At 74.2% G+C, this 24,838-nt stretch carries 23 protein-coding genes and 3 pseudogenes; 19 read left to right on the top strand and 7 right to left on the bottom strand.

The genetic code is table 11. The features are described 5' to 3' along the window. The first annotated feature begins 309 nt into the window (after nucleotides 1–309). The 4 genes from MTO91_RS03630 (at nucleotide 310) to MTO91_RS03615 (ending at nucleotide 3,322) form a co-directional block, all read left to right on the top strand. Nucleotides 310–1,158: a helix-turn-helix transcriptional regulator gene (locus tag MTO91_RS03630; RefSeq protein ID WP_208826505.1), complete on the top strand. Its 849-nt coding sequence runs from the start codon at nucleotides 310–312 to the stop codon at nucleotides 1,156–1,158. Between the two features lie 161 nt (nucleotides 1,159–1,319). Next, nucleotides 1,320–1,565: a hypothetical protein gene (locus tag MTO91_RS03625; protein WP_062400062.1), complete on the top strand. Its 246-nt coding sequence runs from the start codon at nucleotides 1,320–1,322 to the stop codon at nucleotides 1,563–1,565. 176 nt (nucleotides 1,566–1,741) lie between these two features. Next, nucleotides 1,742–2,542 (top strand): hypothetical protein, encoded by an 801-nt coding sequence (locus tag MTO91_RS03620; RefSeq protein WP_062400060.1) that lies wholly within the window; start codon nucleotides 1,742–1,744, stop codon nucleotides 2,540–2,542. A gap of 105 nt (nucleotides 2,543–2,647) precedes the next feature. Next, on the top strand, nucleotides 2,648–3,322 hold the full coding sequence (locus MTO91_RS03615) for a class F sortase (protein WP_476653796.1): 675 nt from the start codon (nucleotides 2,648–2,650) through the stop codon (nucleotides 3,320–3,322). Between the two features lie 94 nt (nucleotides 3,323–3,416). On the opposite strand, the gene MTO91_RS03610 is transcribed toward MTO91_RS03615, so the two are convergent. Beyond that, nucleotides 3,417–4,379, bottom strand: coding sequence for a helix-turn-helix transcriptional regulator (locus tag MTO91_RS03610; RefSeq protein WP_476653795.1), 963 nt, complete (start codon nucleotides 4,377–4,379; stop codon nucleotides 3,417–3,419). A gap of 91 nt (nucleotides 4,380–4,470) precedes the next feature. On the opposite strand from MTO91_RS03610, the gene MTO91_RS03605 reads away from it, so the two are divergent. Next, nucleotides 4,471–5,052 (top strand): GyrI-like domain-containing protein, encoded by a 582-nt coding sequence (locus MTO91_RS03605; RefSeq protein WP_476653794.1) that lies wholly within the window; start codon nucleotides 4,471–4,473, stop codon nucleotides 5,050–5,052. Nucleotides 5,053–5,170: 118 nt separating this feature from the next. Here the strand turns inward: MTO91_RS03605 and MTO91_RS03600 are convergent, their stop codons facing one another. Further along, nucleotides 5,171–5,998 (bottom strand): MerR family transcriptional regulator, encoded by an 828-nt coding sequence (locus MTO91_RS03600; RefSeq protein ID WP_476653793.1) that lies wholly within the window; start codon nucleotides 5,996–5,998, stop codon nucleotides 5,171–5,173. Nucleotides 5,999–6,180: 182 nt separating this feature from the next. On the opposite strand from MTO91_RS03600, the gene MTO91_RS03595 reads away from it, so the two are divergent. The 6 genes and pseudogenes from MTO91_RS03595 to MTO91_RS03570 all read left to right on the top strand — a co-directional run bounded on the left by MTO91_RS03595 (nucleotide 6,181) and on the right by MTO91_RS03570 (nucleotide 9,565). Beyond that, nucleotides 6,181–6,474, top strand: coding sequence for a nuclear transport factor 2 family protein (locus MTO91_RS03595; RefSeq protein WP_208826979.1), 294 nt, complete (start codon nucleotides 6,181–6,183; stop codon nucleotides 6,472–6,474). Further along, nucleotides 6,471–6,833: pseudogene (locus MTO91_RS03590) on the top strand (SDR family NAD(P)-dependent oxidoreductase); the annotation flags it as partial. The gene MTO91_RS03595 and the pseudogene MTO91_RS03590, both read left to right, overlap by 4 nt. A 37-nt stretch (nucleotides 6,834–6,870) precedes the next feature. Next, nucleotides 6,871–7,002: pseudogene (locus MTO91_RS03585) on the top strand (SDR family NAD(P)-dependent oxidoreductase); the annotation flags it as partial. Nucleotides 7,003–7,159: 157 nt separating this feature from the next. Further along, the gene (locus MTO91_RS03580) at nucleotides 7,160–7,723 is read left to right on the top strand and encodes a zinc-binding dehydrogenase (RefSeq protein ID WP_405419557.1); all 564 of its coding nucleotides are present in this window, start codon (nucleotides 7,160–7,162) and stop codon (nucleotides 7,721–7,723) included. A gap of 149 nt (nucleotides 7,724–7,872) precedes the next feature. Beyond that, nucleotides 7,873–8,526 carry a HEAT repeat domain-containing protein gene (locus MTO91_RS03575; RefSeq protein ID WP_208822228.1) on the top strand — a complete coding sequence of 218 codons (654 nt, stop codon included), beginning with the start codon at nucleotides 7,873–7,875 and terminating at the stop codon, nucleotides 8,524–8,526. Between the two features lie 25 nt (nucleotides 8,527–8,551). Further along, nucleotides 8,552–9,565: a MerR family DNA-binding transcriptional regulator gene (locus MTO91_RS03570; RefSeq protein ID WP_476653792.1), complete on the top strand. Its 1,014-nt coding sequence runs from the start codon at nucleotides 8,552–8,554 to the stop codon at nucleotides 9,563–9,565. A 59-nt stretch (nucleotides 9,566–9,624) separates the two neighbouring features. Here MTO91_RS03570 and MTO91_RS03565 read toward each other — a convergent pair whose 3' ends face one another. After that, complete coding sequence (locus MTO91_RS03565; RefSeq protein WP_208822224.1) at nucleotides 9,625–10,017, bottom strand: RidA family protein; 393 nt, start codon at nucleotides 10,015–10,017, stop codon at nucleotides 9,625–9,627. An 89-nt stretch (nucleotides 10,018–10,106) separates the two neighbouring features. Between MTO91_RS03565 and MTO91_RS03560 the strand changes: the two are divergent. Beyond that, nucleotides 10,107–10,703 (top strand): annotated as a pseudogene (locus MTO91_RS03560) (helix-turn-helix transcriptional regulator); the annotation flags it as partial. Between the two features lie 103 nt (nucleotides 10,704–10,806). Here the strand turns inward: MTO91_RS03560 and MTO91_RS03555 are convergent. After that, complete coding sequence (locus MTO91_RS03555) at nucleotides 10,807–12,057, bottom strand: PQQ-dependent sugar dehydrogenase (RefSeq protein ID WP_476653791.1); 1,251 nt, start codon at nucleotides 12,055–12,057, stop codon at nucleotides 10,807–10,809. Nucleotides 12,058–12,217: 160 nt separating this feature from the next. On the opposite strand from MTO91_RS03555, the gene MTO91_RS03550 reads away from it, so the two are divergent. From MTO91_RS03550 to MTO91_RS03540, 3 genes are read left to right on the top strand one after another with little or no spacing between them, the layout of a single operon-like run. Beyond that, nucleotides 12,218–13,303 carry an alcohol dehydrogenase catalytic domain-containing protein gene (locus MTO91_RS03550; RefSeq protein ID WP_476653790.1) on the top strand — a complete coding sequence of 362 codons (1,086 nt, stop codon included), beginning with the start codon at nucleotides 12,218–12,220 and terminating at the stop codon, nucleotides 13,301–13,303. Next, nucleotides 13,300–14,916, top strand: coding sequence for a flavin-containing monooxygenase (locus MTO91_RS03545; protein ID WP_346101809.1), 1,617 nt, complete (start codon nucleotides 13,300–13,302; stop codon nucleotides 14,914–14,916). Before MTO91_RS03550 ends, MTO91_RS03545 begins: the two co-directional genes overlap by 4 nt. Before the next feature lie 12 nt (nucleotides 14,917–14,928). Then, nucleotides 14,929–16,113: a serine hydrolase domain-containing protein gene (locus tag MTO91_RS03540; RefSeq protein ID WP_476653789.1), complete on the top strand. Its 1,185-nt coding sequence runs from the start codon at nucleotides 14,929–14,931 to the stop codon at nucleotides 16,111–16,113. Between the two features lie 21 nt (nucleotides 16,114–16,134). On the opposite strand, the gene MTO91_RS03535 is transcribed toward MTO91_RS03540, so the two are convergent. Next, nucleotides 16,135–18,837, bottom strand: coding sequence for a winged helix-turn-helix domain-containing protein (locus MTO91_RS03535; RefSeq protein WP_476653788.1), 2,703 nt, complete (start codon nucleotides 18,835–18,837; stop codon nucleotides 16,135–16,137). Nucleotides 18,838–18,905: 68 nt separating this feature from the next. Next, on the bottom strand, nucleotides 18,906–20,141 hold the full coding sequence (locus tag MTO91_RS03530) for a cytochrome P450 family protein (protein WP_476653787.1): 1,236 nt from the start codon (nucleotides 20,139–20,141) through the stop codon (nucleotides 18,906–18,908). Between the two features lie 139 nt (nucleotides 20,142–20,280). Between MTO91_RS03530 and MTO91_RS03525 the strand changes: the two genes are divergently transcribed. From MTO91_RS03525 to MTO91_RS03510, 4 genes are all read left to right on the top strand, one after another. Beyond that, on the top strand, nucleotides 20,281–20,793 hold the full coding sequence (locus MTO91_RS03525; RefSeq protein WP_405419587.1) for a hypothetical protein: 513 nt from the start codon (nucleotides 20,281–20,283) through the stop codon (nucleotides 20,791–20,793). A gap of 67 nt (nucleotides 20,794–20,860) precedes the next feature. Beyond that, nucleotides 20,861–21,706, top strand: a complete 846-nt coding sequence (locus MTO91_RS03520) for a DUF4097 family beta strand repeat-containing protein (RefSeq protein WP_476653786.1) — start codon at nucleotides 20,861–20,863, stop codon at nucleotides 21,704–21,706. Between the two features lie 39 nt (nucleotides 21,707–21,745). Next, nucleotides 21,746–22,696: an ATP-binding cassette domain-containing protein gene (locus tag MTO91_RS03515; protein ID WP_476653785.1), complete on the top strand. Its 951-nt coding sequence runs from the start codon at nucleotides 21,746–21,748 to the stop codon at nucleotides 22,694–22,696. Continuing rightward, nucleotides 22,693–23,517, top strand: a complete 825-nt coding sequence (locus tag MTO91_RS03510; protein WP_476653784.1) for an ABC transporter permease — start codon at nucleotides 22,693–22,695, stop codon at nucleotides 23,515–23,517. Before MTO91_RS03515 ends, MTO91_RS03510 begins: the two co-directional genes overlap by 4 nt. Before the next feature lie 3 nt (nucleotides 23,518–23,520). On the opposite strand, the gene MTO91_RS03505 is transcribed toward MTO91_RS03510, so the two are convergent. Beyond that, on the bottom strand, nucleotides 23,521–24,801 hold the full coding sequence (locus tag MTO91_RS03505; RefSeq protein WP_100879515.1) for a cytochrome P450 family protein: 1,281 nt from the start codon (nucleotides 24,799–24,801) through the stop codon (nucleotides 23,521–23,523). Nucleotides 24,802–24,838 lie beyond the last annotated feature (37 nt).

Raw genomic sequence — 24,838 nt, 5'->3', positions numbered from 1 at the left:
TGCGGGGGTGGTGGTCATGCGTGGCTCCTCGTCGAGCGCGGCCTGGTGGGAGCACCGAGACTCGCCGCAGCGGTCCACCGTCCGCTACCAACCGAAGTCAGTGTTCGGGTCCACGGAGCGGGTCCCACGGCCCGGACGACGTGCCCGCCGCCGTGAGGTCGCCGGTGGCAGGTGACAGGCTGGAACCGACCGGGCCGATTGACGCGCCGGGGCGTGTCTGGCACAACAACCCCGCCGGGCATGACTCGTTGCACGTGACGAGGTGGTCCGGAGCCGGCGACGACGCCGCCAGGACGGGGAGGAGCACTCGTGCAGGACGACGACGCAGTCGCGCGGGCCCTGGACCGGGTCATGCCCCGGCGTCTGCACGAACTCAGCGCGACGACCGGCCTGCCCGTCGTCTTCGGCGGGACCACCCGGACGGTGGGCGACGAACAGCAGCTCTCGATCAACCAGCTGATCGGCACCTTCGGCGACTCACTGCGACTGCTCAGCGTCCTGACCGGACGCGGACTCGGCGGCGCCGCGATGGCCCGCCGGATCCCGTGCCGGGTGAGCGACTACGCCTCGACCCCCGGGATCACCCACGACTACGACCACGTCGTCGTCGAGCACGAGCGGCTCGCGTCGATCCTGGCGTACCCGATCGTCGTCCGCGGCTCGGTCCGCGGGGTGATGTACGGGGCGATGCGCGAGCACCGGCCGATCGGCGACGTCGCGGTCCGCAACGCCGGCATCGTGGCCGCCACCATCGCCCGGGACGCCACGACCCTGCTCGACCAGCACGCTCCCCCGGCCGTTGCGTACCCGGCCGCCGCGGACGCCGGGAGCCGGACCGACGCACTGCTGGAGCTCGCTGCGCTGATCGAGAGCACCGGTGACCCGGAGCTGCGCGAGAGGCTGCGCCGGATCCACACCGGCCTCGCCGGGGTGCGTCCGACCGCGGGCCGGACGGTCGGGGAGACACCCGCACTCTCCCCACGGGAGATCGAGGCGCTGCAGCACGTCGCGGTGGGCGCGACCAACGCCGAGATCGCCGCGCAGCTCGGGATCACGGTGGGGACGGTCAAGGCCTACCTGCACAGCGCGATGCGCAAGCTCGACACCCAGAACCGGGCGCGGGCGGTCATCGCGGCCCGCGCGGCGGGCCTGATCTGACCGCGGCACACGGCCGGGGCCGCCCGTGACCGGATCCCGGCAGCATGCCGCCACCGGTCCCCCCGGGGGGACCGCCGTCGCCGTGGCCCGCCGGGTCCGTCGCCGGGCCGGGGTGAACCCCTCGCGCCCCGCGCACGAACCCAGGGGTGGAGGTGAGGCGGATGCTCCTGACCCGCGACGAGTCACGGGCCCTGGAACTGCTCGACGCGCGCGAGGTGGACGTCGATCTGCTGCGCCCGGCGGTGGCCCGGCACCTGCTCGCCCTCGGCCTCATCGACGCCGACGGGAGCGTCACCGCGGCCGGCGCGGCCGCCGTCGAGGAGGTCTACGCGAGGCGGTTCGCCGACGGCGTCGCCGAGATGAAGGCCCGCATCCGGCACCACGGGCTCGGCCGCAGCGGGGGCTGAGCTCCGCCGAACACGCTCCGCTTCGCGGGACCCGGAATACGTCACCGGTAGTGATGTCCGGGCTCCGGGACATTCTTCTCCGCATTTCTCCGAACCCCCGCGCTCCGGCCGTCGAATACCGGAGCAGAGGTCGCCGGGAATCGCCCGTCGGTCGGTGTGATCCGAGGAGAACCACCATGGCGAATTCAGTACGACGTCTGATCGGTCTGGCCACGATCGGCCTGGTCGCCGCCGCGACGACCGCGCTGGGCGCCGGGGTCGCCTCCGCGCAGGAGACCCCTCCCCCGGTCGCGATGATCTCCAACCTGACCGGCAAGAGCACCTCGGTCGCGCTGGACAAGGGCTTCACCGACGCGCTGTCCTCGCTCGACGTCACCCCCGGCCCGTTCGGGTCCGCCTCGATCTCCGACGGCTCCGCGTCGTTCCCGATCACCGGTGGCAACGTGACCGTCTACAAGCCGAACGAGGTCCTGCCCTACGTGCAGGGCAGGATCGAGCACATGGGCAGCGGGCTCACCCTCACCAAGGGTGACACCGAGGTCACGCTCGACAACTTCGTGATCGACCCGGGCGACCCCGCCGTGCTGACCGGCCGGGTCCGCGCCGGCGGCCAGACCGTCGCCGAGTCGACCACCCTGTTCGACCTCAACGGCTCGACCCTGAAGCCCATCACGATCGACCAGTCGGCGGGCACCGCGACGCTGACCGGCACGACCGTCACCCTGAACGCCGGAGCCGCCGAGGCCCTGAACGGCGCCTTCAAGACCGACGCCCTCAAGGGCGGCACCACCATCGGCATCGCGACGATCGTCGTCAACACGACGAGCGGGACCATGCCGATGCCCCAGGGTGGCGTCGAGACCGGTGGTGGCAGCACCTCCGGCACCGACACGGCGCTGGTCGTGACCGGTGTCGCGCTGCTCGCCGGCTCCGCGCTGGTGCTCGTCGTCCGCCGTCGCGGCGTCCGCGGGCACTGATCCACCCCGGGTGTGCCGTCCGCACAGGCGGGCGGCACACCCGGCTCCGGTCGTGGTGGACCACCACGACCGGTTCCCCGACCGGCACCAGGACCGGAGCACCCGATGACCGCACCACACCCGTCCCGCGTCCGGCGGCTGCTCGCTCCGCTGGGCGCGCTGCTGCTGGCCGTTGCGGGTGTGGTCGTCCTGGTGTCGGCGCTGACCGCGGGCGGTCCCCCGGAGCCGGTGGCCGCGGCCGCAGGCACGGTGGGACCGGCCGTGGTGGGCACGGCGCCGGCCGGGGCCCGGCCGGTGGGCGAGGTGCTCCCGCCCTCCCCGCCCCGGTCGATCTCGATCCCGTCGATCGGGGTCGAGTCGGTCGTCGACCAGTCCGGTCTCGCTCCGGACGGCACCCTCGAGGTCCCGGCCCCGGGCCCCGGCTACGACCGGGCGTCCTGGTACCGCGGGTCGTCGGCGCCGGGCTTCCGCGGCCCGTCGGTCATCCTCGGCCACGTCGACTCGGCCGCCGAGGGACCGTCGGTGTTCTACGACCTCGGCCGGATGCGTCCGGGCGAGGACATCGTCGTGACACGGGCCGACGGGATCGCCGCGACGTTCCGCGTCGACGAGGTCCGGTCGTTTCCCAAGAATGCGTTTCCGACCGAATCCGTCTACGGCGACGTCGACCGCGCGGAACTGCGCCTGATCACCTGTGGCGGATCTTTCGACTCGAGCGCGCGGAGTTATCGGGACAACACCGTGGTGTTCGCCCATCTCGTCGGCAGCAGCCGCGGCTGATCACGACGGTCGGTCCCCGGCCGGTCTCGTGTGACCACGACGCTAGGTCCGGTTCCGGACCGCTCCTGTCCGCAACCGGCGACGGTGGCCCGCGTCACGGGTGGCGCTGCAGCGCCAGCAACTCCTCCAGCCGGACCACGACGTGCTCGCGGACCTCGTCGGGTCCGAATACCCGGAACGGAACCCCGAGCCGGAGCAGGAACTCCGCGATCCACCGGGCGTCGAAGCCGCCGACAGTGCTCAGGGTCCGGTCCGGGCCGTCGGCGCGGTGCCGCGCGATGGTGGCCGGGAGCAGGGCTCGGGTCTCGTCGAGGGAGCGGTGGATCTCGACCTCGGCGTAGGTCGCGTAGGGCGTGGTGGTGATCGCCTCCTCGACCAGCGCCGTCGCGTCGACCTCCCTGCGGCGCGGGTCCGCCGGGCCGGTGAGGGCGACGGCCGCGACGCGGTCGACCCGGAACACCCGCCAGTCCCGGCGGTCGAGATCCCAGGCGACGAGGTACCACCGGTGCGCGGTGCGGACGACCTGCTCCGGCTCCACCGCGCGGGTGCTCTCCGCCCCGCTGCGGTCGTGGTAGCGGAACCGGACCCGGTCGCGGGTCCGGGAGGCGCCGGCGAGCGCGGTCAGGGTGTCCGGGTCCACCTCGCCGGGGGCGTCCGGCCGCACCCCGGCCTCGGCGATCGCGAGGTCGAACCGGCCCAGTGCCTCGGCGGCCCGGGGCGGCAGGGACCGGCGCAGCTTGAGCAGGGCCGCCGGCGCCGCGCGTCCCTCGCCGTCGGGGTGGCTCCACGCGAGCCGGCGGAGCGCGATCGCGGTGGCCAGCGCCTCGTCGTCGTCGAGGCTCAGCGGGGGCGTCCGTGACCCGGCGACGAGCCGGTACCCGCCGAACGGTCCGGTCGACGTCTCGACGCCGTACCCGAGCTCACGCAGCTTGACGACGTCGCGGCGGACGGTCCGCTCGTGCACGCCCAGCCGGTCCGCCAGCTCGGCACCCGACCACTCCGGGCGGGTCGACAGGACCGTGAGGAGCTGGAGGAGCCGGTGCGAGGCGCTGAGCACCGTCGCAGGATAGGTCCGGGTTCCGGACGGGAACGGTCCGCAACCGCTCCTACCGTCGGCGGTACCGCGACTCTCCTTCGGAAGGACCCCGATGACCACCGACGCCGTGCCCACGACCCCGCACCTGGCCGCCGCCGACGAGCCGGAGCTGGTCGTGGCGCCCGCCACGACCTTCGTCTCGCTGCACGGCAGCGGGCGCCCCGGCACCGAGGCGTTCCACCGGGCGAAGCGGACCGTGCGCACGGTGGAGCGCGCGCTGCCTCCCGCGCGGCGGGTGCCCGGTGCCGGGGCCGTCGTGGAGATCCTCTACCGGTACCCCGAGGGCTCGGTCCCGGTCGGGATCGCGGACTTCTACCGGGTCAACCCGGTCGACGACCTGGAGTACCTGGTGCTCGCACAGGTCGACCCGGCGACGACCGACGAGGAGCTCGCCGCCGCGGCGGACGGGGCGGACGTCGAGCTGTACACGCTGCCCGAGCGCCTGGTCGTGCAGGTCCTGCACCGCGGGCCGTTCGCCGACGAGCGGCGGACCCTCGCCGAGCTGGGCTCGTTCGCCGCGGGCCACGGCCTGCGCCGGGTCGCCGACCACCACGAGATCCACCTCGATCCGTTCACCGCGAGCACGCCGCAGGACCACCTGCGGACGATCCTGCGCGACCCCGTGGCCCGGTGAGGGCCCGTCGTCCCGCCCGTGGCGGTCGACGACCCGGTGACGACGGCGGGCGATGCAGCCGGGGGCGGCCCGCCGGATGGTGACGATCGCCGTCACGATGATCGAGTTCCCGGTCCGCTCATACCGAGGGTGCGGTGGTGCCGAAGATCGGCCAACAGATCTCCGTGGCGGTGAACCGGGCCGGATCCGTGGGGGTACCCCCGAAGTAGTGTTCGCGAATGGGCCCCTGACTGCTGATCAGATGCTCGTTGACATAGATCCCCAGGGCCGCGTAACTGCGGTCGATGCCATCGTGGCCGCCCGGATGGGTGAGCACCGCGAACTCGGTCCCGGGGAGGACCTCGGCCCGGACACCCGCCGGCGGACCGACCGATGGTGGTGCGGGGACGAACAGGGTTGCGCGGCCCTGCTGTTCGAGGAACAGCGCTCTCTCGTAGAGGCCGCCCGGCACCACCGCGTCGGGCGCGCCTGCGGCCGTGGCGACAGCCCGGTGCAGTGTCCGCAGTGCCGCTGCGAACCAGTCGTCGATCTCGGAGACGTCGACGGTGGCGCTGACGGACCACACGGCGAGCGCCGGCTCGTGGCGCAACGTGACGTCGGCGGGAGGGCTCGCCGGGGCGAGCAGTTCACGCAACGCCCCCACGGTGTCACTGGTCTGCGCGAGCGCTGCCTCCATCTGCTCGAGATGGGTGGTGATGATCGCGGTGCGGGCCCCGGCGTCGTCGGTGCTCAGGAGCGCCTTGATGTCGGGGATGGACATGCCCAGGGAGCGGAACCGGCGGATGATGTGCGCATGGTCGACCTGGCCGGTGTCGTAGAAGCGGTAGCCGGTGCCGGGGTCGACATGGGCCGGTTCGAGAATGCCGATGTCGTGATAGTGGCGTAGTGCCTTACGGCTCAGACCGGTCATCAACGCGAAGTCACCGATCGAGACCTGGGCCCCCATGGCGCCCTCCTCCACGTCGCGTCGCCTGCCGGACGAGGCGATCCTGAAGCCTCCCCCCGGGGCAAGGTCAACGTCGCGGGATGCTCGCGACCACGGGTTGACCTTCCCCTGACAGGAAGCTCCATCGTGGGGCCATGTCCACAGCAGAATGGGAAGCACTCCCGGAAACCGTGCAGACGTTCATGACCGCACTCGACTCCCAGGAGTTCGATCGGGCACTCGCCACCTTCGCCTCCGACGCCGTGGTGACCGACGACGGGCGCGACCACGCGGGCACCGAGGAGATCGGGGCCTGGCTGGCGACCGCGGTCACCGAGTACACCTACACCGCCGAATTCACCGGTGCGTCCACGACCGACGGAGGCGTCGACGTCGGGCAGCATCTGGAGGGCGACTTCCCGGGCGGGGTCGTCGACCTGAACTACCGTTTCACCCTCGATGGTGCAGTGATCAGTCGGCTGGTGATCGAGCCGTGACGCGGCGATGGTTCATCACCGGTGGCACGCCCGGCAACTTCGGGATGGCCTTCGCCGAGGCGGCGCTCGACACCGGTGACCGCGTGGTGGTGACCTCCCGCCGCCCGCAGGAGCTGGCGACGTGGGCGGACCAGTTCGGTGACCGCGTTCTCGTCGTGCCGCTGGAACTGACCGACGCGGCACAGGTGCAGCGCGCGGTACGAGCGGCCGAGGAGCACTTCGGCGGTATCGACGTGCTGGTCAACAATGCCGGCCGAGGCTGGTACGGATCCATCGAGGCGATGGACGAGTCCGCGGTGCGGTCGATGTTCGAGCTGAACTTCTTCGCCGTGCTCTCCGTGACCCGCGCAGTGCTGCCGGGGATGCGCCGCCCGCGGCGACGGGTGGATCGTCACCGTGTCCTCGGTGGCCGGGCTCGTCCCGGCGCCCGGGTTCGGCTACTACAGCGCGACCAAGTTCGCCGTCGAAGCCGTCACCGATGCGCTGCACGACGAGGTCGCCGCACAGGGGATCTCCGTGCTGACCGTTGAACCGGGAGCGTTCCGCACCAACGCCTACGCCGGATTCGCCGACGAAGCCGTCGAGGAGGCGATCCCGGTGTACCACGAGATGCTGGAGCAGGTCCGGGCCGTCTTCGTCGGAATGGACGGCGTGCAGCCCGGCGACCCGCACCGCGGTGCCCGGTGTGCTCGCCGGGAACGTACGGCCGGGCGACACCGTCGCCGTCGTCGGCGCGGGCGCGGTCGGCCTCTCGGCGATCCTCACCACCGGCCTGTGGGGCGCGTCGAAGGTCATCGCGATCGACTCCAACAAGTTCCGGCTGGAGAAGGCCGTCGAGTTCGGCGCGACCGACAGCGTCGAGGTCGGGCCGGGCACCGTCGCCGACGTGACCGCGCTGACCGACGGGCTCGGCGTGGACGTGGCGATCGAGGCCGTCGGCTACCCGGAGACGCTGCTGACGGCGGCGTCGCTGGTGCGCCCGGGCGGCACGATCGCCAACGTGGGCGTCCACGGCACCCCGGTGGAGCTGCCCATGCAGGACATGTGGATCTCCAACGTCACGCTGACGATGGGCCTGGTCGACACCGTGTCCATCCCGACGCTGCTCAAGATGGTCGCGGGCGGGCGGATCCCGGCGGAGAAAATGGGCACCCACTCGTTCACCTTCGACCAGATGGACGAGGCGTACGACGTGTTCAAGAACGCCGCGGCGAACCAGGCGCTCAAGGTGGTCATCACGCCGGGCTGACGCCGATTCACCGGGGCCCCGCCCGCGTCGGGGCCCCGCACCCGGCAGCCGTCCACCGGCCGGCGGTCGCCCGGACATGTGAGGACCGCTTGCGCTCCCGGCGCGACGGACTTGACCCTGACACCGTGACAGGTACTGGGGTGGCGGTCATGACACCACCGGAGATCACCGCGTCCCTGTCCGCCGCCGACCCGTCGGTCCGGCTGCGGGCCGCGCTCGCCGCCGGGTCGGCCGCCGACCCGGACCTGCTCGACGCCCTGGTCGAGCGCTGCGGGGCGGAGCCGGACTTCTTCGTCCGCGACATGCTGTCCTGGGCGCTGACCCGGCTTCCTGCCGCGACCGTGCTGCCCCGGCTGGACGTCGAACTGGGCTCGCCGCGGCCGCGGGCCAGGGCCCAGGCGCTGCACACCCTGTCCAAGATCGCCGATCCGGCGACCGCGGACCGGGTCTCCCCCGCCCTGCTGCGCGACCCCGACGACGAGGTCGCCCGCACCGCGTGGCGCACCGCCGTCGTGCTCGTCGCCGCGGGCGGCCGTGCCGCGCTCGCCGCGGAGCTGGGTCGTCAGCTGGGCCGCGGCGACCGGGCGGTCCGGCTGAGTCTGTCCCGGGCGCTGGCCGACCTGGGTGAAGCGGCCGACGGCGTCCTCGACCGGGCCGCGACCGACCCCGACCCGGTGGTCGCGGCGCACGCACGGGCCACCCTGCTCCTGCGCGCCGATCCCGACGCCGGGTTCGACGACGCCGTGGAACAGGCCCGCCGCGTGGTCGCGCTCGGCCCGGGACACGAGGTGGCGTCGTGCTGATCGGCGCCGTACCGGGCGGGCCGCCGTGCTGATCGGGGAGGTCGCCCGACGCAGCGGGGTGAGCGTGCGGATGCTGCGCCACTACGACGCGGTCGGACTGCTGCGACCGACCGGGCGCACCGTCGGCGGCTATCGGGAGTACTCCCCCGGCGACGTCCGCAGGCTCTTCCACGTGGAGGGCCTGCGGACGCTCGGACTGTCGCTCGCCCAGGTCGGCGAGGCCCTGCACGACCCGGGTTTCGCCCCGTCGGCGCTGGTCGCGGACCTGGTCCGGGCCACCGAGGAGCGCCTAGAACGGGACCGGGAGCTGCTCGCCCGACTGCGCACCGTGGACGCCGCCGGGCCGGAGACGTGGGCGGAGGTCGTCGACGTCGTCGGGCTGCTGCGGGCGTTCGGCTCCCCGACGGCGGGGCACCGCCAGCAGGCAGCGCTGGCCGCGGGGGACTGGCCCGCGCTGCCCGCGGAGATGCTGGCCCGCACGCTGCTCGCCGAGACCGATCCGCACGCCGCGGGCGCGCTGCGCTGGGCCCTGCGCCGGACGGTGGCCCGCGCGGGCGACCCGGACGGGGCGGCCGTGGCCGCGCTCGCGGCGGGTCTGCGCTCGGGCGAGCCCGGGGTCCGGCGACGGGCGGCCGACGCGCTGACCGACGCCGCACCGGCCGCGGCCGCGGCGCTCGCCGACGCCCTGGCCGACCCGGACCCGGGGGTGCGGCGCCGCGCCGCGACGGTCGTCGGGCGGGGCGGCGGCGCCGGGGCCGTCCCGGAGCTGGTGGCGATGGTGCGCGCGGGCGTCGACGACGTCGAGGCCGCGGAGATCCTCGCGGCGCTGTCGCACGACGATCCGGTGACCTCCGGGATCGTCCTCGACGCCCTGACCCGCGACCTGGCCGGCACCGACCCCGCGACCCGGATCCGGGTCGCACAGGCCCTGGTCGAGCTGCCCGGTTCCGGCCCGGAGAAGGTACTGCGCCGGCTCGCCGACGATGCCGACCGGACCGTCGCGCTCGTCGCGGGGGCGTTCGTCCGGCGCCGCACCTGAGCGCCCCGGACCCGCCCGTGGCTACCTGCGGCCGTGGCCGGCGCAGCGGGCCCGACCGGTCAGGCCACCGCGGTCCCCTCCAGCTCGACCAGCTGGCCGGGGACCGCGAGCCGGGTCACCCCGAGCAGCGTGGTGGCCGGGGCGACATCCGACGCGCCCAGCCGGCCGGCGAGCACGCCGTGGTGACCGAGCAACTGGTCGACGTCGGTGGTGTACACGGTCAGCCGCACCAGGTCGGTCAGGCCCATGCCCGCGGCGGCGAGCACGCCCTCCAGGTTGTCCAGGCTCGTCGCCAGTTGTGCCGCCAGGTCGCCCTCGTGCAGCGGGACACCGTCCGCGCTCATCGCGGTCTGCCCCGAGCAGTACAGCGTCCGGCCGCCGGACACGAGCACCGCCTGGTCGAAGCCCATCGCCGCCGACCAGGTCACCGGGTTGATCGAGGTCCGTTCCACTGTGATCTCCGTTCGTCGTGGTCCGTGCAGCTCCAGCCTCGCCGGAGATCACGACATCTCCTGTCGGGTACGTCGGCTACGTTTCCGGCGTGCGCGCCGACCGGTTGGTCTCGCTGGTCCTGCTGCTGCGTCAGCGCGGCCGGATGCCGGCGTCCGCGCTGGCCCGCGAGCTGGAGGTGTCGACGCGCACCGTGCTGCGCGACATCGACGCGCTGTCCTCCGCCGGCGTCCCGGTGTACGCCCGGCGCGGGCCGCAGGGCGGCTTCGCGCTGCTGCCGGGCTTCCGCACCGAGCTCACCGGGCTGACCCACGACGAGTCCGTCGCGCTGCTCGTCGCCGGATCGCGGCGCGGGGTGCAGGCGTTCGGCCTCGGGTCGGCGCTCGCCTCGGCGGTGCTCAAGGTGGTCGACGCGCTGCCCGACGGGCACCCGGCCGTCGCCGTCGCGGAACGGCTGCTCGTCGACCCCGACACCGATCTCCTCGCCCGGCGTCTGCACCCCGACGAGGTGCCCGACGACGTCGCCGGACCGGTCCGGCGAGCCGTCCTGGACGGGCGCCGGCTCCGGATCCGCTATCGGGCCGCCGACGAGGAGCCGCGCTGGCGCACGGTCGACCCGGTCGGGCTCGTCACGGTCCGCGAGCAGGGCTATCTGCTGGCCACCCGGGCCGGGGAGGACCGCACCTACCCGGCTCCGGGCGGTTCAGACCCCCGGGCGCCCATTCTGTGCGTCTTGTCGGACCGTCCTGGGCTGGTGCGCGTCCTGGTGGTCGAGGACGACGACCGCGGGGTCAGCTCGGGTCGATCCGCAGGATCCGGTCGTCGTCGCCGTTCGAGGTCGTGACCAGCAGCGGACCGCCGGGCACGGCGTACACCCCGCGCAGCCGGCCGGAGTTCCCGTCGAGCGCCGCCGGGATCTCGACGTCGGAGACCGCGCCGTCGGTGCCCTCCGGGCCGACCCGCATCAGCAGCAGCTTCTGCCCGCGCAGCGCGGCGACGGCGAGCATCCCGTTCCGCTGCCCCCACGCGGCGCCGTCGAGGAACGCGGCGCCGGCCAGCGCCTCGGGCGGGCTGCCGGAGGCCCACACGGCGGGGACGGCGTCGGGGAAGCGGTCCCGGTCGGTCATCGGGACCGACTCGTCGTAGGTGGTCACCGTGCCGCCCTGCGAGGGGTCCCAGCCGTAGTTGCCGCCCGGGCGCAGCAGGTTCACCTCGTCGTCGCGGGTGGGGCCGTGCTCGGCGGTGAAGACCCGCCCGGTGCCCGGCTCGACCGCGACGCCCTGCACGTTGCGGTGCCCGGAGGTGTACACGAGCCGCTGGGCCGGGTCGGCGGCATCGGCGAAGGGATTGCCGGCCGCGGGCCCGCCGGTGGCCGGGTCGACCCGCAGCGTCTTACCGCCGAGCGAGGTGAGGTCCTGCGGGGTGGCGGGCATGGCCGCGTCGCCGGTCCCGACGACGAGCGCCCCGGTGTCGTCGACGGCGACCCGGCAGCCCGAGTGCCGTCCGCCGGAGGCGATCGGCAGTCCGCCGACCAGCGGGTCCGCGACCCGGGTCGCGGTGGCCCCGTCCGCGGACAGCGTCCACGTGACCAGCCGGACGTCGACCGGGCTCCCGTTCTCGGCGTGGGTCTGGCAGGTGGTGAACCGGTTCGACGTCGCGAAGTCGGCGTGCACGGCCAGGCCCATCAGCCCGCCCTCGCCGCGGGCGAACACGTCGCCCAGTTCGGCGGCGACCGGGGCGACCGGGGTGACCGCGGTGCCCGGGTCGAGCGAGGCGAGCAGCGACAGGCGCCCGTCCCGCTCGGTGACCAGCGCGCGCCCGTCGGGCAGCACGCCGACGCTCCAGACGTGGGAGAACCCGGCCGCGACGGTGGTGATCCGCAGACCGTCGGTCCGTGCCGGGACCGGCGCGGGCGGTGCAGGGGCCGGTGCCGTGGGCGACGCGGCACCACACCCCGCCGCGCCCATCAGGACGACGGCCGCCACCGCCGTCCCGGCGCGGCGGACACGGGATACGAGGTGATCACGGGGCACATCGGACATCCTGGCCGACACCGCCCGATCCGGCAGGGTGGTCGTCGTCGTGCAACGACCACCACCCGGCGCGGTGGGATTCCGGCCACCCGGAAGAGGGGGTCGTTCGTCCCGGACCGCTGCGACGGTCGGGCGTGACCCACCCGCTCGTCGACGGAGCTGAGCAGCCATGCCCGAGATGATGAACGCGTTCGTGATGCCGGAGGTCGGGAAGACCGCGGTCACACAGAAGCCCGTCCCCGAACCCGGCCCGGAGGAGGCGATCGTCCGCACGACGGCCGCCCTGATCTGCACCTCCGACGTCCACACCGTGAAGGGCGCCCTGCCCGTCGCCGCCGGGGTGACCCTCGGGCACGAGGCCGTCGGCGTGGTCCACGCGCTCGGCTCGGCCGTCGAGGGCTTCACCGAGGGCCAGCGCGTCGCGGTGAACGCGGTGACCCCCTGTTTCCGCTGCCACTACTGCCAGAGCGGCTTCACCAGCCAGTGCGGCGGGCCGCTCGGCGGCTACCGCTACACCGCGCAGATGGACGGCAACATGGCCGAGTACTTCGTCGTGCCCGCGGCGCAGGGCGACCTCGCGCCGATCCCGGACGAGCTGTCCGACGAGAAGGCCGCCTACTGCTGCGACATGCTCTCCACCGGTTTCCTGGGTGCCGAGCACGCCCGGATCGGGCTCGGCGAGACCGTGGCGGTGTTCGCACAGGGCCCGGTCGGGCTCTGCGCGACGATCGGCGCAGGCCGGGTGATCGCCGTCGAGGCCCGACCCGAACGCCAGGAGCTGGCCCGCCGGTTCGGCGCAGACGACGTCGTCGACTTCACCGCGGGCGACCCGGTCGACCAGATCATGGACCTGACCGGCGGCGAGGGCGTCGACGCCGCGATCGAGGCGTTCGGCTTCCCGCAGACCTTCGAGGCGTGCGTACGCGTCACCAAGGCGGGCTGGCGCGTCCCCAACATCGGCTACCACGACGAGAACCCCGAACCGCTGAAGCTGCCGCTCGACGCGTTCGGACTCGGTATGGCCGACAAGTCCATCCATCGGACTCTGCCCGGGCGGCAACACCCGGATGGCGCGGCTGTTCCAGCTACTGCTCTCCGGCCGGGTCGATCCGACCCCGATGACCACCCACCGCTTCGGCTTCGACGACATCGAGAAGGCCTTCACGATGATGCAGGACAAGTCGGACCGCATCGTCAAGCCGCTCATCACGTTCCCGTGACCCCCCGGACCGACCAGCAGGAGGGTCTCCGATGAACGACCCGACCACTCCCACCCGGACCGTCGACGCCGTCGTGCTCGGCGCCGGCGTCGCCGGGCTCTACCAGCTGCACCAGCTCCGCGAGCAGGGACTGACCGTGCAGGCGTTCGACGCCGCCGGCGACGTCGGCGGGACCTGGTGGTGGAACCGTTACCCGGGCGCCCGCTTCGACTCCGAGGGCTACATCTACCAGTACCTGTTCGACGAGAAGCTGTACAAGGACTGGTCCTGGAGCCAGAAGTTCCCCGGCCAGCCCGAGATCGAGAGCTGGCTGCACTACGTCGCCGACCGGCTCGACCTGCGCCGCGACATCCGCTTCGACACCCGTGTCACCGCCGCGCACTTCGACGAGGACCGCGACCGGTGGCTGGTCCGCACCGACCGCGGCGACGTCGTCGACTGCCAGTTCTTCGTCTCCTGCGCCGGGATGCTGTCGGCTCCGCTGCACAACATCGAGGGCGCGCAGGACTTCGCCGGGCAGCTGGCCTACAGCTCGTCCTATCCCGCCGAGGGGCTCGACCTCGCCGGGAAGCGGGTCGGCGTGATCGGTGTCGGTGCGACCGGTATCCAGATCATCCAGACGATCGCCCCCGAGGTCGGGCACCTCACGGTGTTCGCCCGCGGCCCGCAGTACGCACTGCCCATGAAGAACCCGAGCTACTCCACCGAGGACAAGGAGCGCTACCACGCCCGGTTCGACGAGCTGCGCGAGACGATCCCGCACACCTTCACCGGGTTCGAGTACGACTTCGAGCACGTGTGGGCCGACAACACCCCCGAGCAGCGTCGCGCGATCCTCGAGGAGATCTACGCCGACGGCTCGCTCAAGCTGTGGCTGGCGAGCTTCGGGGAGATGTTCTTCGACCAGGAGGTCAGCGACGAGATCTCGGAGTTCGTGCGCGAGAAGATGCGCGCGCGGCTGCGCCACGACCCGCACCTGGTCGAGACGCTCGTGCCGACCGACTACGGCTTCGGCACCCACCGCGTCCCGCTGGAGAACGGGTACTTCGAGGTCTACCACCGGGACAACGTCGACCTGGTCAACTGCCGCACGAACGCCGTCGCGCGGATCCGGCCCGAGGGCGTCGAGCTGGCCGATGGGACCGTGCACGAGTTGGACGTGCTGATCCTGGCCACCGGGTTCGACGCCGGGACCGGCGCGCTGACCCGCATCGACATCCGCGGCCGCGACGGACGCTCGCTGGCCGAGGAGTGGGGCCGCGACATCCGCACCACCATGGGCCTGGCCAAGCACGGCTACCCGAACCTGCTCACGACCGCGACCCCGCTGGCACCGTCGGCGGCGCTGTGCAACATGACCACCTGCCTGCAGCAGCAGACCGAGTGGATCACCGAGGCGATCGCGGCGCTGCGCGCCGAGGGGAAGTCGGTGATCGAGCCGACCGCAGAGGGTGAGGACGCCTGGGTCGCCCACCACGAGGAGACCGCGGGCGCGACGCTCGTGGCGAACACGACCTCCTGGTACCTGGGCTCGAACGTGCCGGGCAAACCGCGGCGCGTCCTGTCCTACATCGGTGGGGTGGGCACCTACCGGCAGAAGTGCGCCGACGAGGCCGCACACGGCTACCCCGCCTTCACCCGGACCTGAGAGGAACGCGCCATGGGAACAGCCATCCACGGCTCCGTCGACCGCGCCGCCGTCGACGCGGTGCTGCGCAACGGCGTCGACGGCGGGGCGGTGCCGCACGTCGCGGCGATCGTCGCCGACCGCGACGGCGTGCTCTACGAGGGCGGCGCGGGCCCCGCGACCGTCGGTGGGACCGGCGGCGACGTCGGTGCCGGCACCCAGTTCCGGATCATGTCGATGACCAAGATGGTCGCGACGACCGCGGCGCTGCAGCTGCGCGACGCCGGGACACTCGACCTCGACGCCCCGGTCACCGAGTACCGGCCGGAGTTCGCCGAGGTCCAGGTCCTCGACGGCTTCGACGGCGACACCCCGCGGCTGCGGGCGCCCCGGACCCCGGCGACCGTCCGGCACCTGATCACCCACACCACCGGCCTGGGCTACTGGTTCTTCGACGCCGACCTCGCCCGCTACGAGCAGGTCACCGGGACGCCGAACGTGCTGGGCGGTCTCGGTGCGTTCCGCGCGCCGATGCTGCACGATCCGGGCGAACGGTTCACCTACGGCATCAACACCGACTGGCTCGGCAAGGTCGTCGAGACCGTCGCCGGGGCCGGCCTCGACGTCGTGGTCAAGGACCGCATCACCGGCCCGTTGGGCATGGACGACACGATGTTCCTGCTCGACGGGGCGCGCACCGCGAACGCGGTGACCGTGCACGTCCCGGGCGAGGACGGCGGGTGGGTCTCGGCAGGTGAGCTGCTGCCGCAGGAGCCGGAGTGGTGGGCGGGCGGGCACGGCCTGTACTCGACCCCGCGCGACTACGTCCGCTTCCAGCGGGCGCTGCTGCGCGGCGGCGAGCTCGACGGCGAGCGGATCCTGTCGCCGGCGTCCGTCGACGAGGCGTTCAGCAACCAGATCGGCGAGCTGGACTTCCCGCCCGCGATCCCGTCGGCCGACCCGGCGATCACCTTCCCGTTCGACGCCGGGCCCGGCTGGAAGTGGGGACACGGCCTGCTGCTCAACACCGCCGACGTCCCGGGTGGTCGCCGGGCAGGCTCCGGCGCGTGGGCGGGCCTGTTCAACACCCACTTCTGGGTCGACCGCACCGCCGGCGTCTGCGCGTCGATCTACACGAACTCGCTGCCGTTCGTGTCGCCCGGGGCGTTCGCGCTCTACGGCGAGTTCGAGCAGGCGGTCTACGCCTCGCTCCGGTGACGCACCGGCCCGCCGCCGCGGTCAGCCGAGCAGGCCGCGGCGGCGGGCCACCGACACGGCCTCGGTGCGGTTGCGCACGCCGAGCGCGCCGTAGATGTGCTTCAGGTACCACTTCACGGTGTTGACGGTGACGCCGAGCCCGTCGGCGATACCGCGGTTGTCCCGGCCGAGGTCGAGCATCACGAGGATCTCCCGCTCCCGCGCGGTCAGCCCGGCCTCCTCGGCCGATCCGGCCGCGGCGGCCCCGCCGTCGAGCAGCGACGCCAGCCGATCCGGCGCCGGATCGCCCGCACCGTCGGTCGCCACGCGTGCCCGCAGCCGGGCGACGACCGCACGGACCTCGCGCCCACCGTCGAGGACCAGCTGGGGGGCGCCGGCGGTCACCGCCCGTTCCAGCGCCGGGGCCAGGATCCGCTCGGCCGCGAGCCGCCGTGACGCGCTCTCCAGCACCCCGGCCAGGCGTACGGTCAGCTCGGTCTCCTCCCGCACCCGGCCCCGGCGGCGGGCCTCGGCGGCGAGCTCCTCCAACAGCGCGATCGCGCGGTCGGTCTCGCCCTCGGCCGCGAGCACCGCGGCCAGCGCGGCGACGCGGACGGAGTCCACCCGGACGGCGATCCCGCCGTCGAGGTCGGCGCCGGTCGGCAGCTCCTGCGCGGCCCGGCGGGCCTGCCGGATGCGGCCGCGGACGATCAACTGGTCGATCCGCTCCGCGCCGACGGCGGCCCGCAGCCGGGGCAGCCCGAGCCGGTCCGCGACCCGGGCCCCCTCGGCGAGCAGCTCGGCCGACTCGTCCCCGGCGCCGGTTGCGGCCCGGATCCGGGCCAGCAGCGCGTAGCTGGCGACCATGAAGTCGACGACGCCGCTCTCCGCGCCCAGCTCCGCGCTCTCGGTCAGCAGCCGCTCTGCCTCCTCGCGCTCGCCCCGCAGGTGGCACAGCTCCCCCAGCAGCGCCCCGGCGAGCTGTGCGGCGTGCGAGCGCCGCCCGGCCATCTCCCGGGCCAGCGCCACCGCGTCGCGCAGCTGCCGTTCGGCCCCGTCGACGTCGAGGGTCGACAGCGCGGCGATCCCGGCGAAACAGCGGCCGTAGACCCCGGCGAACGGTCCGCCGGCGCGGTCGTGGACGCGGCGTGCCCACCGCTGACGCTCCCGGGCGCGCTCGAAACGTCCCGCGTGCAGGTCGCAGAAGGACTGGATGTTCGCCGCGACCGCGACCACCCACGGCCGGTACACGAGTGACCGGTCCAGGCTGCGCCGGACCAGCAGCTCGGCGCGGTCGGTGCGGTCGGCGTAGACGTCGATGCACGCCTGTACGACGTCGGCCTCGCTGTGCAACTCGTCGTGGGCGTCGTCGGCCGGCAGCGCCGCGCGCAGGACGTCGAGCGTGGCCTGCGCGGCGTCGCTGCGTTGCAGCAGGCAGTTCGCCCAGGCCACGGCCATCAGCAGCCGCGGACGCCCGTCGACGGCGGTCGGCGGCAGCCGACGGACCAGCCCGAGCAGGCTCACCATCCGGCTGTGCTCGACCAGCGGCATGGCGTGCCGTTCGACGAGGTCGGTGGCCCCGGCGACGTCGCCGCCCGCGAGCGCGTGGACGACGGCCTCGGTGACCAGGTCGTGCCCGGCGAACCAGGCCGAGGCACGCCGGTGCAGCTCCGCGGCCCGGCCCGGGCGGTCGCGCTCCAGCCTGCGGCGCAGGTACTCGGCGAACAGGTGGTGGTAGCGGAACCACTCCCGCTCGGGATCCAGCGCCCGCAGGAACAGGTCCCGCGACTCCAGCTCGGCCAGTGCCGCCCCGCCGTCGGGCCGCCCTGCCAGCGCCCCGGCGAGGCCGCCGCAGAGCCGGTCGCACACCGAGGTCGCCAGCAGCAGGTCGAGCAGGTCGGCGGGCAGCGCGTCGAGCACGTTCTCCGCGAGGTACTCCCCCACCGAGTGGTGGCGGCCGGAGAAGCCGCGGATCAGCGTCTCCGGGTCGTCGGTGTCGCGCAGCGACAGCGACGCCAGCTGCAGGGCCGCGACCCAGCCGTCGGTCCCCTCCGACAGCCGGGCGACGTCGTCGCCACCCAGGCACAGTCCGTTCAGCTCGACCAGGAACTCCCGGGTCTCGACCAGGTCGAAGCGCAGGGCGTCGGCGTCGATCTCGGTGAGCCGGGCGCCGACCCGCAACCGGCTCAGCGGCAGCCGTGGCCGACGGCGGCTGGTCAGCACGACGACCAGGTTCGGCGGGGCGAGGTCGAGCAGCTGCATCAGCGTGCGGTGCACCTCGGGGCTCTCGACGAGGTGCCAGTCGTCGAGAGCCAGGACGAAGGGCCCGGGGTGCGCGCCGAGGATCTCCAGCAGGGCCGAGACCGTGTACGTGCGGGTGTCCTCGGCGTTCTGCTCGATGAGCCCGAGCAGGTCGTCGACCGAGGCGGGGTCGGGCAGGACCCCGCGGACGGTGCCCAGCAGGTGCGAGAGGAACCAGTGCGGTGTGTCGTCGTCGCGGTGCAGACCCATCCAGGCGACGGTGGCGCCGCGGGCGTGGAGCATCTGGAGCCACTGGACGGCCACGGTGGTCTTGCCGTACCCGGCCGGGGCGTGGATGACGGTCAGCGGGCGCGGCCCCTCCCGGTCGAGCAGGTCGGTCAGCCGCCGCCGGGCGATGACCTTGTGGACATGGCCGGGGCCGCGGAAACCCGCGGGCCGGGCCGGATCGTCGTGGACCGCCCGCACCGCCGACGTCGCCGTCATCCCCGACCGCCCCCGCTCCGGTCCGACACCCGGCCGCCGCGGCGCGACCGGTGACCCACATCACTGTCTCAGGACGGCGGTGGATGCGCGCCACCCGAACGGGTGGGGACCGGGTTCACCCGCACCTCCACCGCGCCGGTCCGCACGAACCCCAGGTCGGCGGGGCCGTCGGCGGGTTCGGCGAGGCGGAGGGCGGGGAACCGGGTGACCAGCGCTCGCAGCCCGATCTCGAGCTCGGTACGGGCCAGCGCGGCCCCCAGGCAGTAGTGGGCGCCCTGGCCGAACCCGAGGTGCCCCTCACCGCGGCCCGGGTCCCGGGTCACGTCGAGCTCGTCGGGCCGGTCGTACCGGCGCGGGTCGAAGTTCGCGGTGACCAGCCCGGCCGTCACCGACTCCCCCGCCGCGATCCGGGTGTCGCCGACGACGACGTCGGCGCTCGCGTACCGGGGCGTGCTCACCGGGACCGCGCCGCAGGTCCGCACGATCTCGTGCACCGCGGTGGGCCACCGCCACGGCTCGGCGCGCAGCGTCGCGAGCTGGTCGGGGCGGGTCAGCAGGGCCAGCGTCGACCGGGACAGCACGTGCGCGGTCGTCTCGAACCCGGCGACGACCAGGTCGAACAGCAGGACGTCCAGCTCGTCGGCGGTGAGCCGGTCGCCGTCGTCGTGCACCGCGACGAGCACGTCGACCAGGTCGTCGCGCGGGTCGGCCCGCCGGGCCGCGACGAGCTCGTGGATCTGTGCGACGACGGCGCGCGCCACGTCGGGCATCCGCTCCGGGTCGGGTGCGACGAGCAGGGCGGCCAGCTCCCGCCAGAGTCCGCGCTGCTCCACCGGGACGCCGACGAGCTCGCAGATCACCGCGATCGGCAGCGCGCGGAACACCGTGGGCAGCAGGTCGACCGGGCTGCCGTCGGCGCCGGCGGCCGCGACGTCGTCGAGCAGCTCGGCGGTGAGCTGCTCCACGCGCGGGCGCAGCGCGGCGACCCGGCGCACGGTGAACGCCCGCGAGACGAGCCGGCGCAGCCGGGCGTGGTCGGAGCCGTCGCGGACGAGCAGGCCCCGGCCGAGGTGGTCGAGCTCCGGCGGCAGCCCGAGCCCCGTCAGGAGCGGGCCCATGACGTCCCCGGCGCCGGGCACCCCGGTGGGGTCGTTGCGGAACCGCGGGTCGAGGAGCAGGGCGTGCACGTCGTCGTACCGGGTGACGAGCGACGCCGCGACCATCGGCGACTCCGGCATCGCCACGACGGGCCCCTGTTCACGCAGGCGCCCGAAGGCGGCGACCGGGCAGGTGGTGCGGTCCACGACGTACTCCCTCGACGGCGTCAGCAGGTCCGGTCCATCGGACACCGTGCCGTCGCGGCAGGGTCAAGCCCGCGGCGCCGACCGACCTCCGTGGCGCCACTCCCTTGACGATGGCGCCATCGTGCGCCATCGTTGCGCCATGGAGTTGGACGGATATGTCGACCGCCTGCGCACCGAGTTCGCCGCACTGGGCGAGGCCGCGGGCGAGGACACGCGGGCGGCCGCGGAACGGCTGCTCACGCCCCTGACGTCGACGACCCGCCTGGTCCTGCTCGAGGCGCTGGCCGCGGCGGCCGACGAGATCACCCTCGAGCTCGCACCGGGGTCGGTGCACGTGCGGCTGCGCGGCAGCGACCCCGAGTTCGTCGTCACCGCAGGGTCGGCCCCGCCGTCGGCACCCCCGGCGACGGAGGCGCCACCCGTGGCGCCATCGCCACCGGCGGGCGCCGACGGCGAGTCCGGGCCGGTCGCCCGGATCAACTTCCGGCCGCCGGAGACGCTCAAGACCCGGATCGAGGAGGCCGCCGGGCGGGACGGCCTCAGCGTGAACACCTGGCTGACCCGTGTGGCCGCGGCCGCGCTGGACCGCCCCGCCACCGCGCCCGACCGTCCCGACGCCGCCCGCCGCGGCCGCGTCGGCTGGTTCGGCTGAGCCACACGACCTCTGCCACCCACCCCTGACTCACGGCGTCACCGCGACGCCGAGGAGGCGATGCCCCGTGCCCACCTATGACACCCCCGAGCCCGTCACCGCGATCGTGGACCTCGCCATCGGCGAGCTGCGGGTGACCGCGTCGGACCGCACCGACACCGTCGTCGAGGTCCGCAGCTCCGACGCCGACCGCGCCCACGCCGACCGGGTCCGGGTCGAGCTGACCGGGCGGGAGCTGCGCGTCACCGGCCCGCAGCTCGGGCTGCTGCAGAAGCTCACCCCGCGCACCCCCGGCCGCTCGATCGAGGTCGGGATCGCCCTGCCCGCCGGGTCGGCTCTGACCGCCGCCACCACCTACGGCGGGATCGTCGTCGAGGGCCCGCTCGGGGCCTGCGAGGCCCGCACCCGTTTCGGCGACGTCCGCGTCGACGACGCCGCCTCCGCCGACCTGAGCACCGGCTTCGGTCACGTCCGGATCGGCGGAACCGTCACCGGGGACGCCACGGTCCGCTCCGACCACGGCGGCATGCAGATCCACCGCGTCGGCGGAACCGCGACGCTCAGCAGCAAGCACGGCGGCATCCGCGCCGACGAGCTGACCGGCGACGCCGAGCTGACCGGCACGCACGGCCCCATCGACGTCGACGAGCTCGGCGCGGGCGCCCGCGTGCGCACCGCCTACGGCGACGTCCGGCTCGGCCGCGTCCACCGCGGCGAGGTGTCGCTGACCAGCACGCACGGCCGGCTGGAGATCGGCGTCGCGCAGGGCAGCGCCGCCTGGCTCGACCTCGACACCACCGGCCGGGTCGGCAACGACCTCGCACCGCGCGAGGCCCCGGACGGCGACGCCGTCGACACCGTCGCCGTGCACGCCCGGTCCCGCGAGGGCGACATCGTCGTCCGCCGCGCCTGAGCACCGCCGTCCACCGTCACCACCACGAGAGGAACCACCGTGCCCACACCCCCGCCCGCCGTCGCCGTCGCCGCCCTGCACAAGTCCTACGGCGACCACGCCGTGCTCCGCGGCATCGACCTCGACGTCCCCGCCGGGACCGTGCTCGCCCTGCTCGGCCCGAACGGCGCCGGCAAGACCACCCTGGTCCGGATCCTGTCGACGCTGCTCGCGCCGGACTCCGGCCGGATCCGCATCGCCGGGAGGGACCCGGCGACCGACCCCGACGGCGTCCGCGCCGCGATCGGGGTGACCGGCCAGTTCTCCGCCGTCGACGGCCTGCTGACCGGGGCGGAGAACCTGCGGCTCATGGCCGACCTGCACCACCTGCCCCGCGGGCGGCGCCGGGAACGGGTACGCGAGCTGCTCGACCGGTTCGACCTCGCCGACGCCGCGGACCGCCGGGCCGGGACCTACTCCGGCGGGATACGCCGGAGGCTGGACCTGGCCATGACGCTGGTCTCCGACCCGCAGGTGCTGTTCCTCGACGAGCCGACCACCGGGCTGGACCCGCGCAGCCGCCGCGGCCTGTGGGACGCCGTGCGCGACCTCGTCGGCCGCGGCGTGACCGTGCTGCTGACCACCCAGTACCTGGAGGAGGCCGACCAGCTCGCCGACGAGGTGGCCGTCCTGGACGGGGGCCGGCTCGTCGCCCGCGGCACCCCGGCGCAGCTCAAGGCCCGGGTCCCCGGCGGGCACGTGCGCCTGCGCTTCGCCGACGACGACGCCCTCGCCGCCGCCCGCACCGTGCTGCCCGCCGCCGTCGCCGACACCGCCGCGGTGACGCTGCAGCTGCCCGCCGCCGGGGCCCGCGACCTGCGGGACCTGCTGGACCGCCTCGCCGGGACCGGGGTGGAACCCGAGGAGCTGACCACCCACACCCCCGACCTCGACGACGTCTTCCTGGCCCTCACCGGCCACCCGATCACCCCGGAGGTGGCCGCGTCATGAGCGCCGCCGTCATGGACACCACCGCCCTCGACCGTCCCCGCCTGCTCACCGACTCGGTGACGATGCTGCGCCGCCGCATCCGGCACCTGCGCCGCTACCCCTCGCTGACGATCATGCTGATCGCCCAGCCGCTGGTGTTCCTGCTGCTGTTCGTCTACGTCCTGGGCGGCACGATGGGCGCCGGACTGGGCGGTGACCGCGACGACTACCTGGCCTTCGTCACCCCCGCGGTGCTGCTGCTGACCGTCGCGAGCGTCGCGATGGGCACCGCCATCGGGGTCGCCACCGACATGACCGAGGGCGTCGTCGCCCGCTTCCGGACGATGGCGATCGCCCGGTCCAGCGTCCTCACCGGGCACGTCGTCGGCGCGTTCGTGCAGACCGCGGTCGGTCTGGTCGTCGTGCTCGGGGTGGCGCTGGCGCTCGGTTTCCGCAGCGGTGCCGGACCGCTCGCCTGGCTGGGCGTCGCCGGGATGTTGATCCTGCTCACGGTCGCCCTGACCTGGCTGACCGTGGCCCTCGGGCTCGCCGCCGCCAGTGTGGAGACGGCCAGCAACACCCCGATGTTCCTGATGCTGCTGCCGTTCCTGGGCAGCGGGTTCGTGCCGGTGGACTCGATGCCGGCCGGGCTGCGGTGGTTCGCGGAGTACCAGCCGTTCACCCCGGTCATCGACACCCTGCGCGGTCTGCTCGGTGCCGGGCCCGGCAGCGGGGCCGGGCTCGGCGCCGACGCCGCGCTCGCCGTCGGCTGGTGCGTGGTGATCACCGTCGGGAGCCTGCTGTGGTCGCGCCGGCTCTACGAGACCCGCGCGGCGCGCTGAGCGTCAGCCTTCCGGCGGGCGGTCGACGTGGACGGGCAGGGCGGGCAGCCGCTCGAACCCCAGCCGCGACGGGCCGTCCGCCGGTTCGGCGAGCCGGAGCCCCGGGAAGCGTGTGACCAGCGCCGACAGCACGACCTCGACCTCCTGGCGGGCCAGCGCGGCGCCGAGGCAGTAGTGCGCGCCGTGCCCGAACCCGAGGTGCCCCTCGCCGCGTCCGGGGTCGCGGCGCACGTCCAGCTCGTCGGGCCGGTCGACGACGCGTGGGTCGAAGTTCGCCGGCAGCAGGCCGGGCAGCACCGCGGTCCCGGCGGGCACCGGTGTCCCGGCGATCTCGGTGTCCTCGGCCGCGTAGCGCGGGGCCCCGGCCGGGATCGGGCCGCAGGTGCGGACCAGCTCGTGCACCGCCGTCGGCCACAGCTGCGGGTCCGCCCGCAGCGCGGCGAGCTCGCCCGGGCGGCTGAGCAGTGCGAGGGTGCCCTTGGCCAGCACGTGCGCGGTCGTCTCGAACCCGGCGACGGTCAGGTTCACCGTCATGTCGACGAGCTCCTGCTCCGAGAGCCGGTCGCCGTCCTCGTCGTGCGCCGCGACCAGCCCGGACAGCAGGTCGCCGGCAGGCTCCCGGCGACGGGCCTCGATCAGGTCCCGGACGTGGGCGACCATCCCCCGGGCGACGTCGGGCATCCGCGCGGGGTCGGGCTGGATCAGCAGCCGGGCGAACTCCCGCCAGCGGTCCCGGTCGCCCTCCGGCACGCCGACGAGCTCGCAGATGACCGCGATCGGCACCGGGTAGGCCAGCGCCTCCACCAGGTCGACCGGGGTGCCGTCGGCACCGGCCGCGGCGACGTCGTCGAGCAGGCCGTCGACGATCGCCCCGACGCGGGGGCGCAGCCCGTTCACCCGGCGCACCGTGAACGCCCGCGACACCAGCCGGCGCAGCCGCGCGTGGTCCTCGCCGTCGCGGCCCAGCATCGGACGGCGGAGCAGGTCGAGGTCCTCGGGCAGCCCGATCAGGCCGGTCTGGGCGTTGCGCAGGAAGTTCTCCGCCTCCGGCACCGCGGCGGCGTCGTGCCGGAAGCGGTCGTCGGTGAGCATCGCGCGGACCTCGGCGTGCCGGGTCACCATCAGCCCCTGTTGGGTCGGCCGCCCGGGCACCTCCAGCGGGATCTCGACGGCCGCGGCCACCTCGCGCAGCGCGGAGAAGCCGGCGACCGGGTCCGACGGGTCCACGGTGTCCGGGCCTGCGGTCGTCGCGGTCGGCGCGGCGGTGGTCGTGTCCTCTGCCATGGGCCCAGTCGACACCGTGCCGCCGCGGCACGGTCAA

The organism is Pseudonocardia sp. 2-7 (assembly GCF_056341085.1).
This window is presented reverse-complemented; position numbering and strand designations above follow the sequence as displayed.

What these genes read in the sequence shown, in the direction of transcription:
- MTO91_RS03540 (WP_476653789.1), top strand. Translation starts at nt 14,929, where the DNA reads ATGGGAACAGCCATCCACGGCTCCGTCGACCGCGCCGCCGTCGACGCG.
- MTO91_RS03510 (WP_476653784.1), top strand. Translation starts at nt 22,693, where the DNA reads ATGAGCGCCGCCGTCATGGACACCACCGCCCTCGACCGTCCCCGCCTG.
- MTO91_RS03605 (WP_476653794.1), top strand. Translation starts at nt 4,471, where the DNA reads ATGACCACCGACGCCGTGCCCACGACCCCGCACCTGGCCGCCGCCGAC.
- MTO91_RS03575 (WP_208822228.1), top strand. Translation starts at nt 7,873, where the DNA reads ATGACACCACCGGAGATCACCGCGTCCCTGTCCGCCGCCGACCCGTCG.
- MTO91_RS03555 (WP_476653791.1), bottom strand. Translation starts at nt 12,057, where the DNA reads ATGTCCGATGTGCCCCGTGATCACCTCGTATCCCGTGTCCGCCGCGCC.
- MTO91_RS03535 (WP_476653788.1), bottom strand. Translation starts at nt 18,837, where the DNA reads ATGACGGCGACGTCGGCGGTGCGGGCGGTCCACGACGATCCGGCCCGG.
- MTO91_RS03615 (WP_476653796.1), top strand. Translation starts at nt 2,648, where the DNA reads ATGACCGCACCACACCCGTCCCGCGTCCGGCGGCTGCTCGCTCCGCTG.
- MTO91_RS03505 (WP_100879515.1), bottom strand. Translation starts at nt 24,801, where the DNA reads ATGGCAGAGGACACGACCACCGCCGCGCCGACCGCGACGACCGCAGGC.
- MTO91_RS03525 (WP_405419587.1), top strand. Translation starts at nt 20,281, where the DNA reads ATGGAGTTGGACGGATATGTCGACCGCCTGCGCACCGAGTTCGCCGCA.
- MTO91_RS03625 (WP_062400062.1), top strand. Translation starts at nt 1,320, where the DNA reads ATGCTCCTGACCCGCGACGAGTCACGGGCCCTGGAACTGCTCGACGCG.
- MTO91_RS03545 (WP_346101809.1), top strand. Translation starts at nt 13,300, where the DNA reads ATGAACGACCCGACCACTCCCACCCGGACCGTCGACGCCGTCGTGCTC.
- MTO91_RS03595 (WP_208826979.1), top strand. Translation starts at nt 6,181, where the DNA reads ATGACCGCACTCGACTCCCAGGAGTTCGATCGGGCACTCGCCACCTTC.
- MTO91_RS03600 (WP_476653793.1), bottom strand. Translation starts at nt 5,998, where the DNA reads ATGGGGGCCCAGGTCTCGATCGGTGACTTCGCGTTGATGACCGGTCTG.
- MTO91_RS03550 (WP_476653790.1), top strand. Translation starts at nt 12,218, where the DNA reads ATGCCCGAGATGATGAACGCGTTCGTGATGCCGGAGGTCGGGAAGACC.
- MTO91_RS03620 (WP_062400060.1), top strand. Translation starts at nt 1,742, where the DNA reads ATGGCGAATTCAGTACGACGTCTGATCGGTCTGGCCACGATCGGCCTG.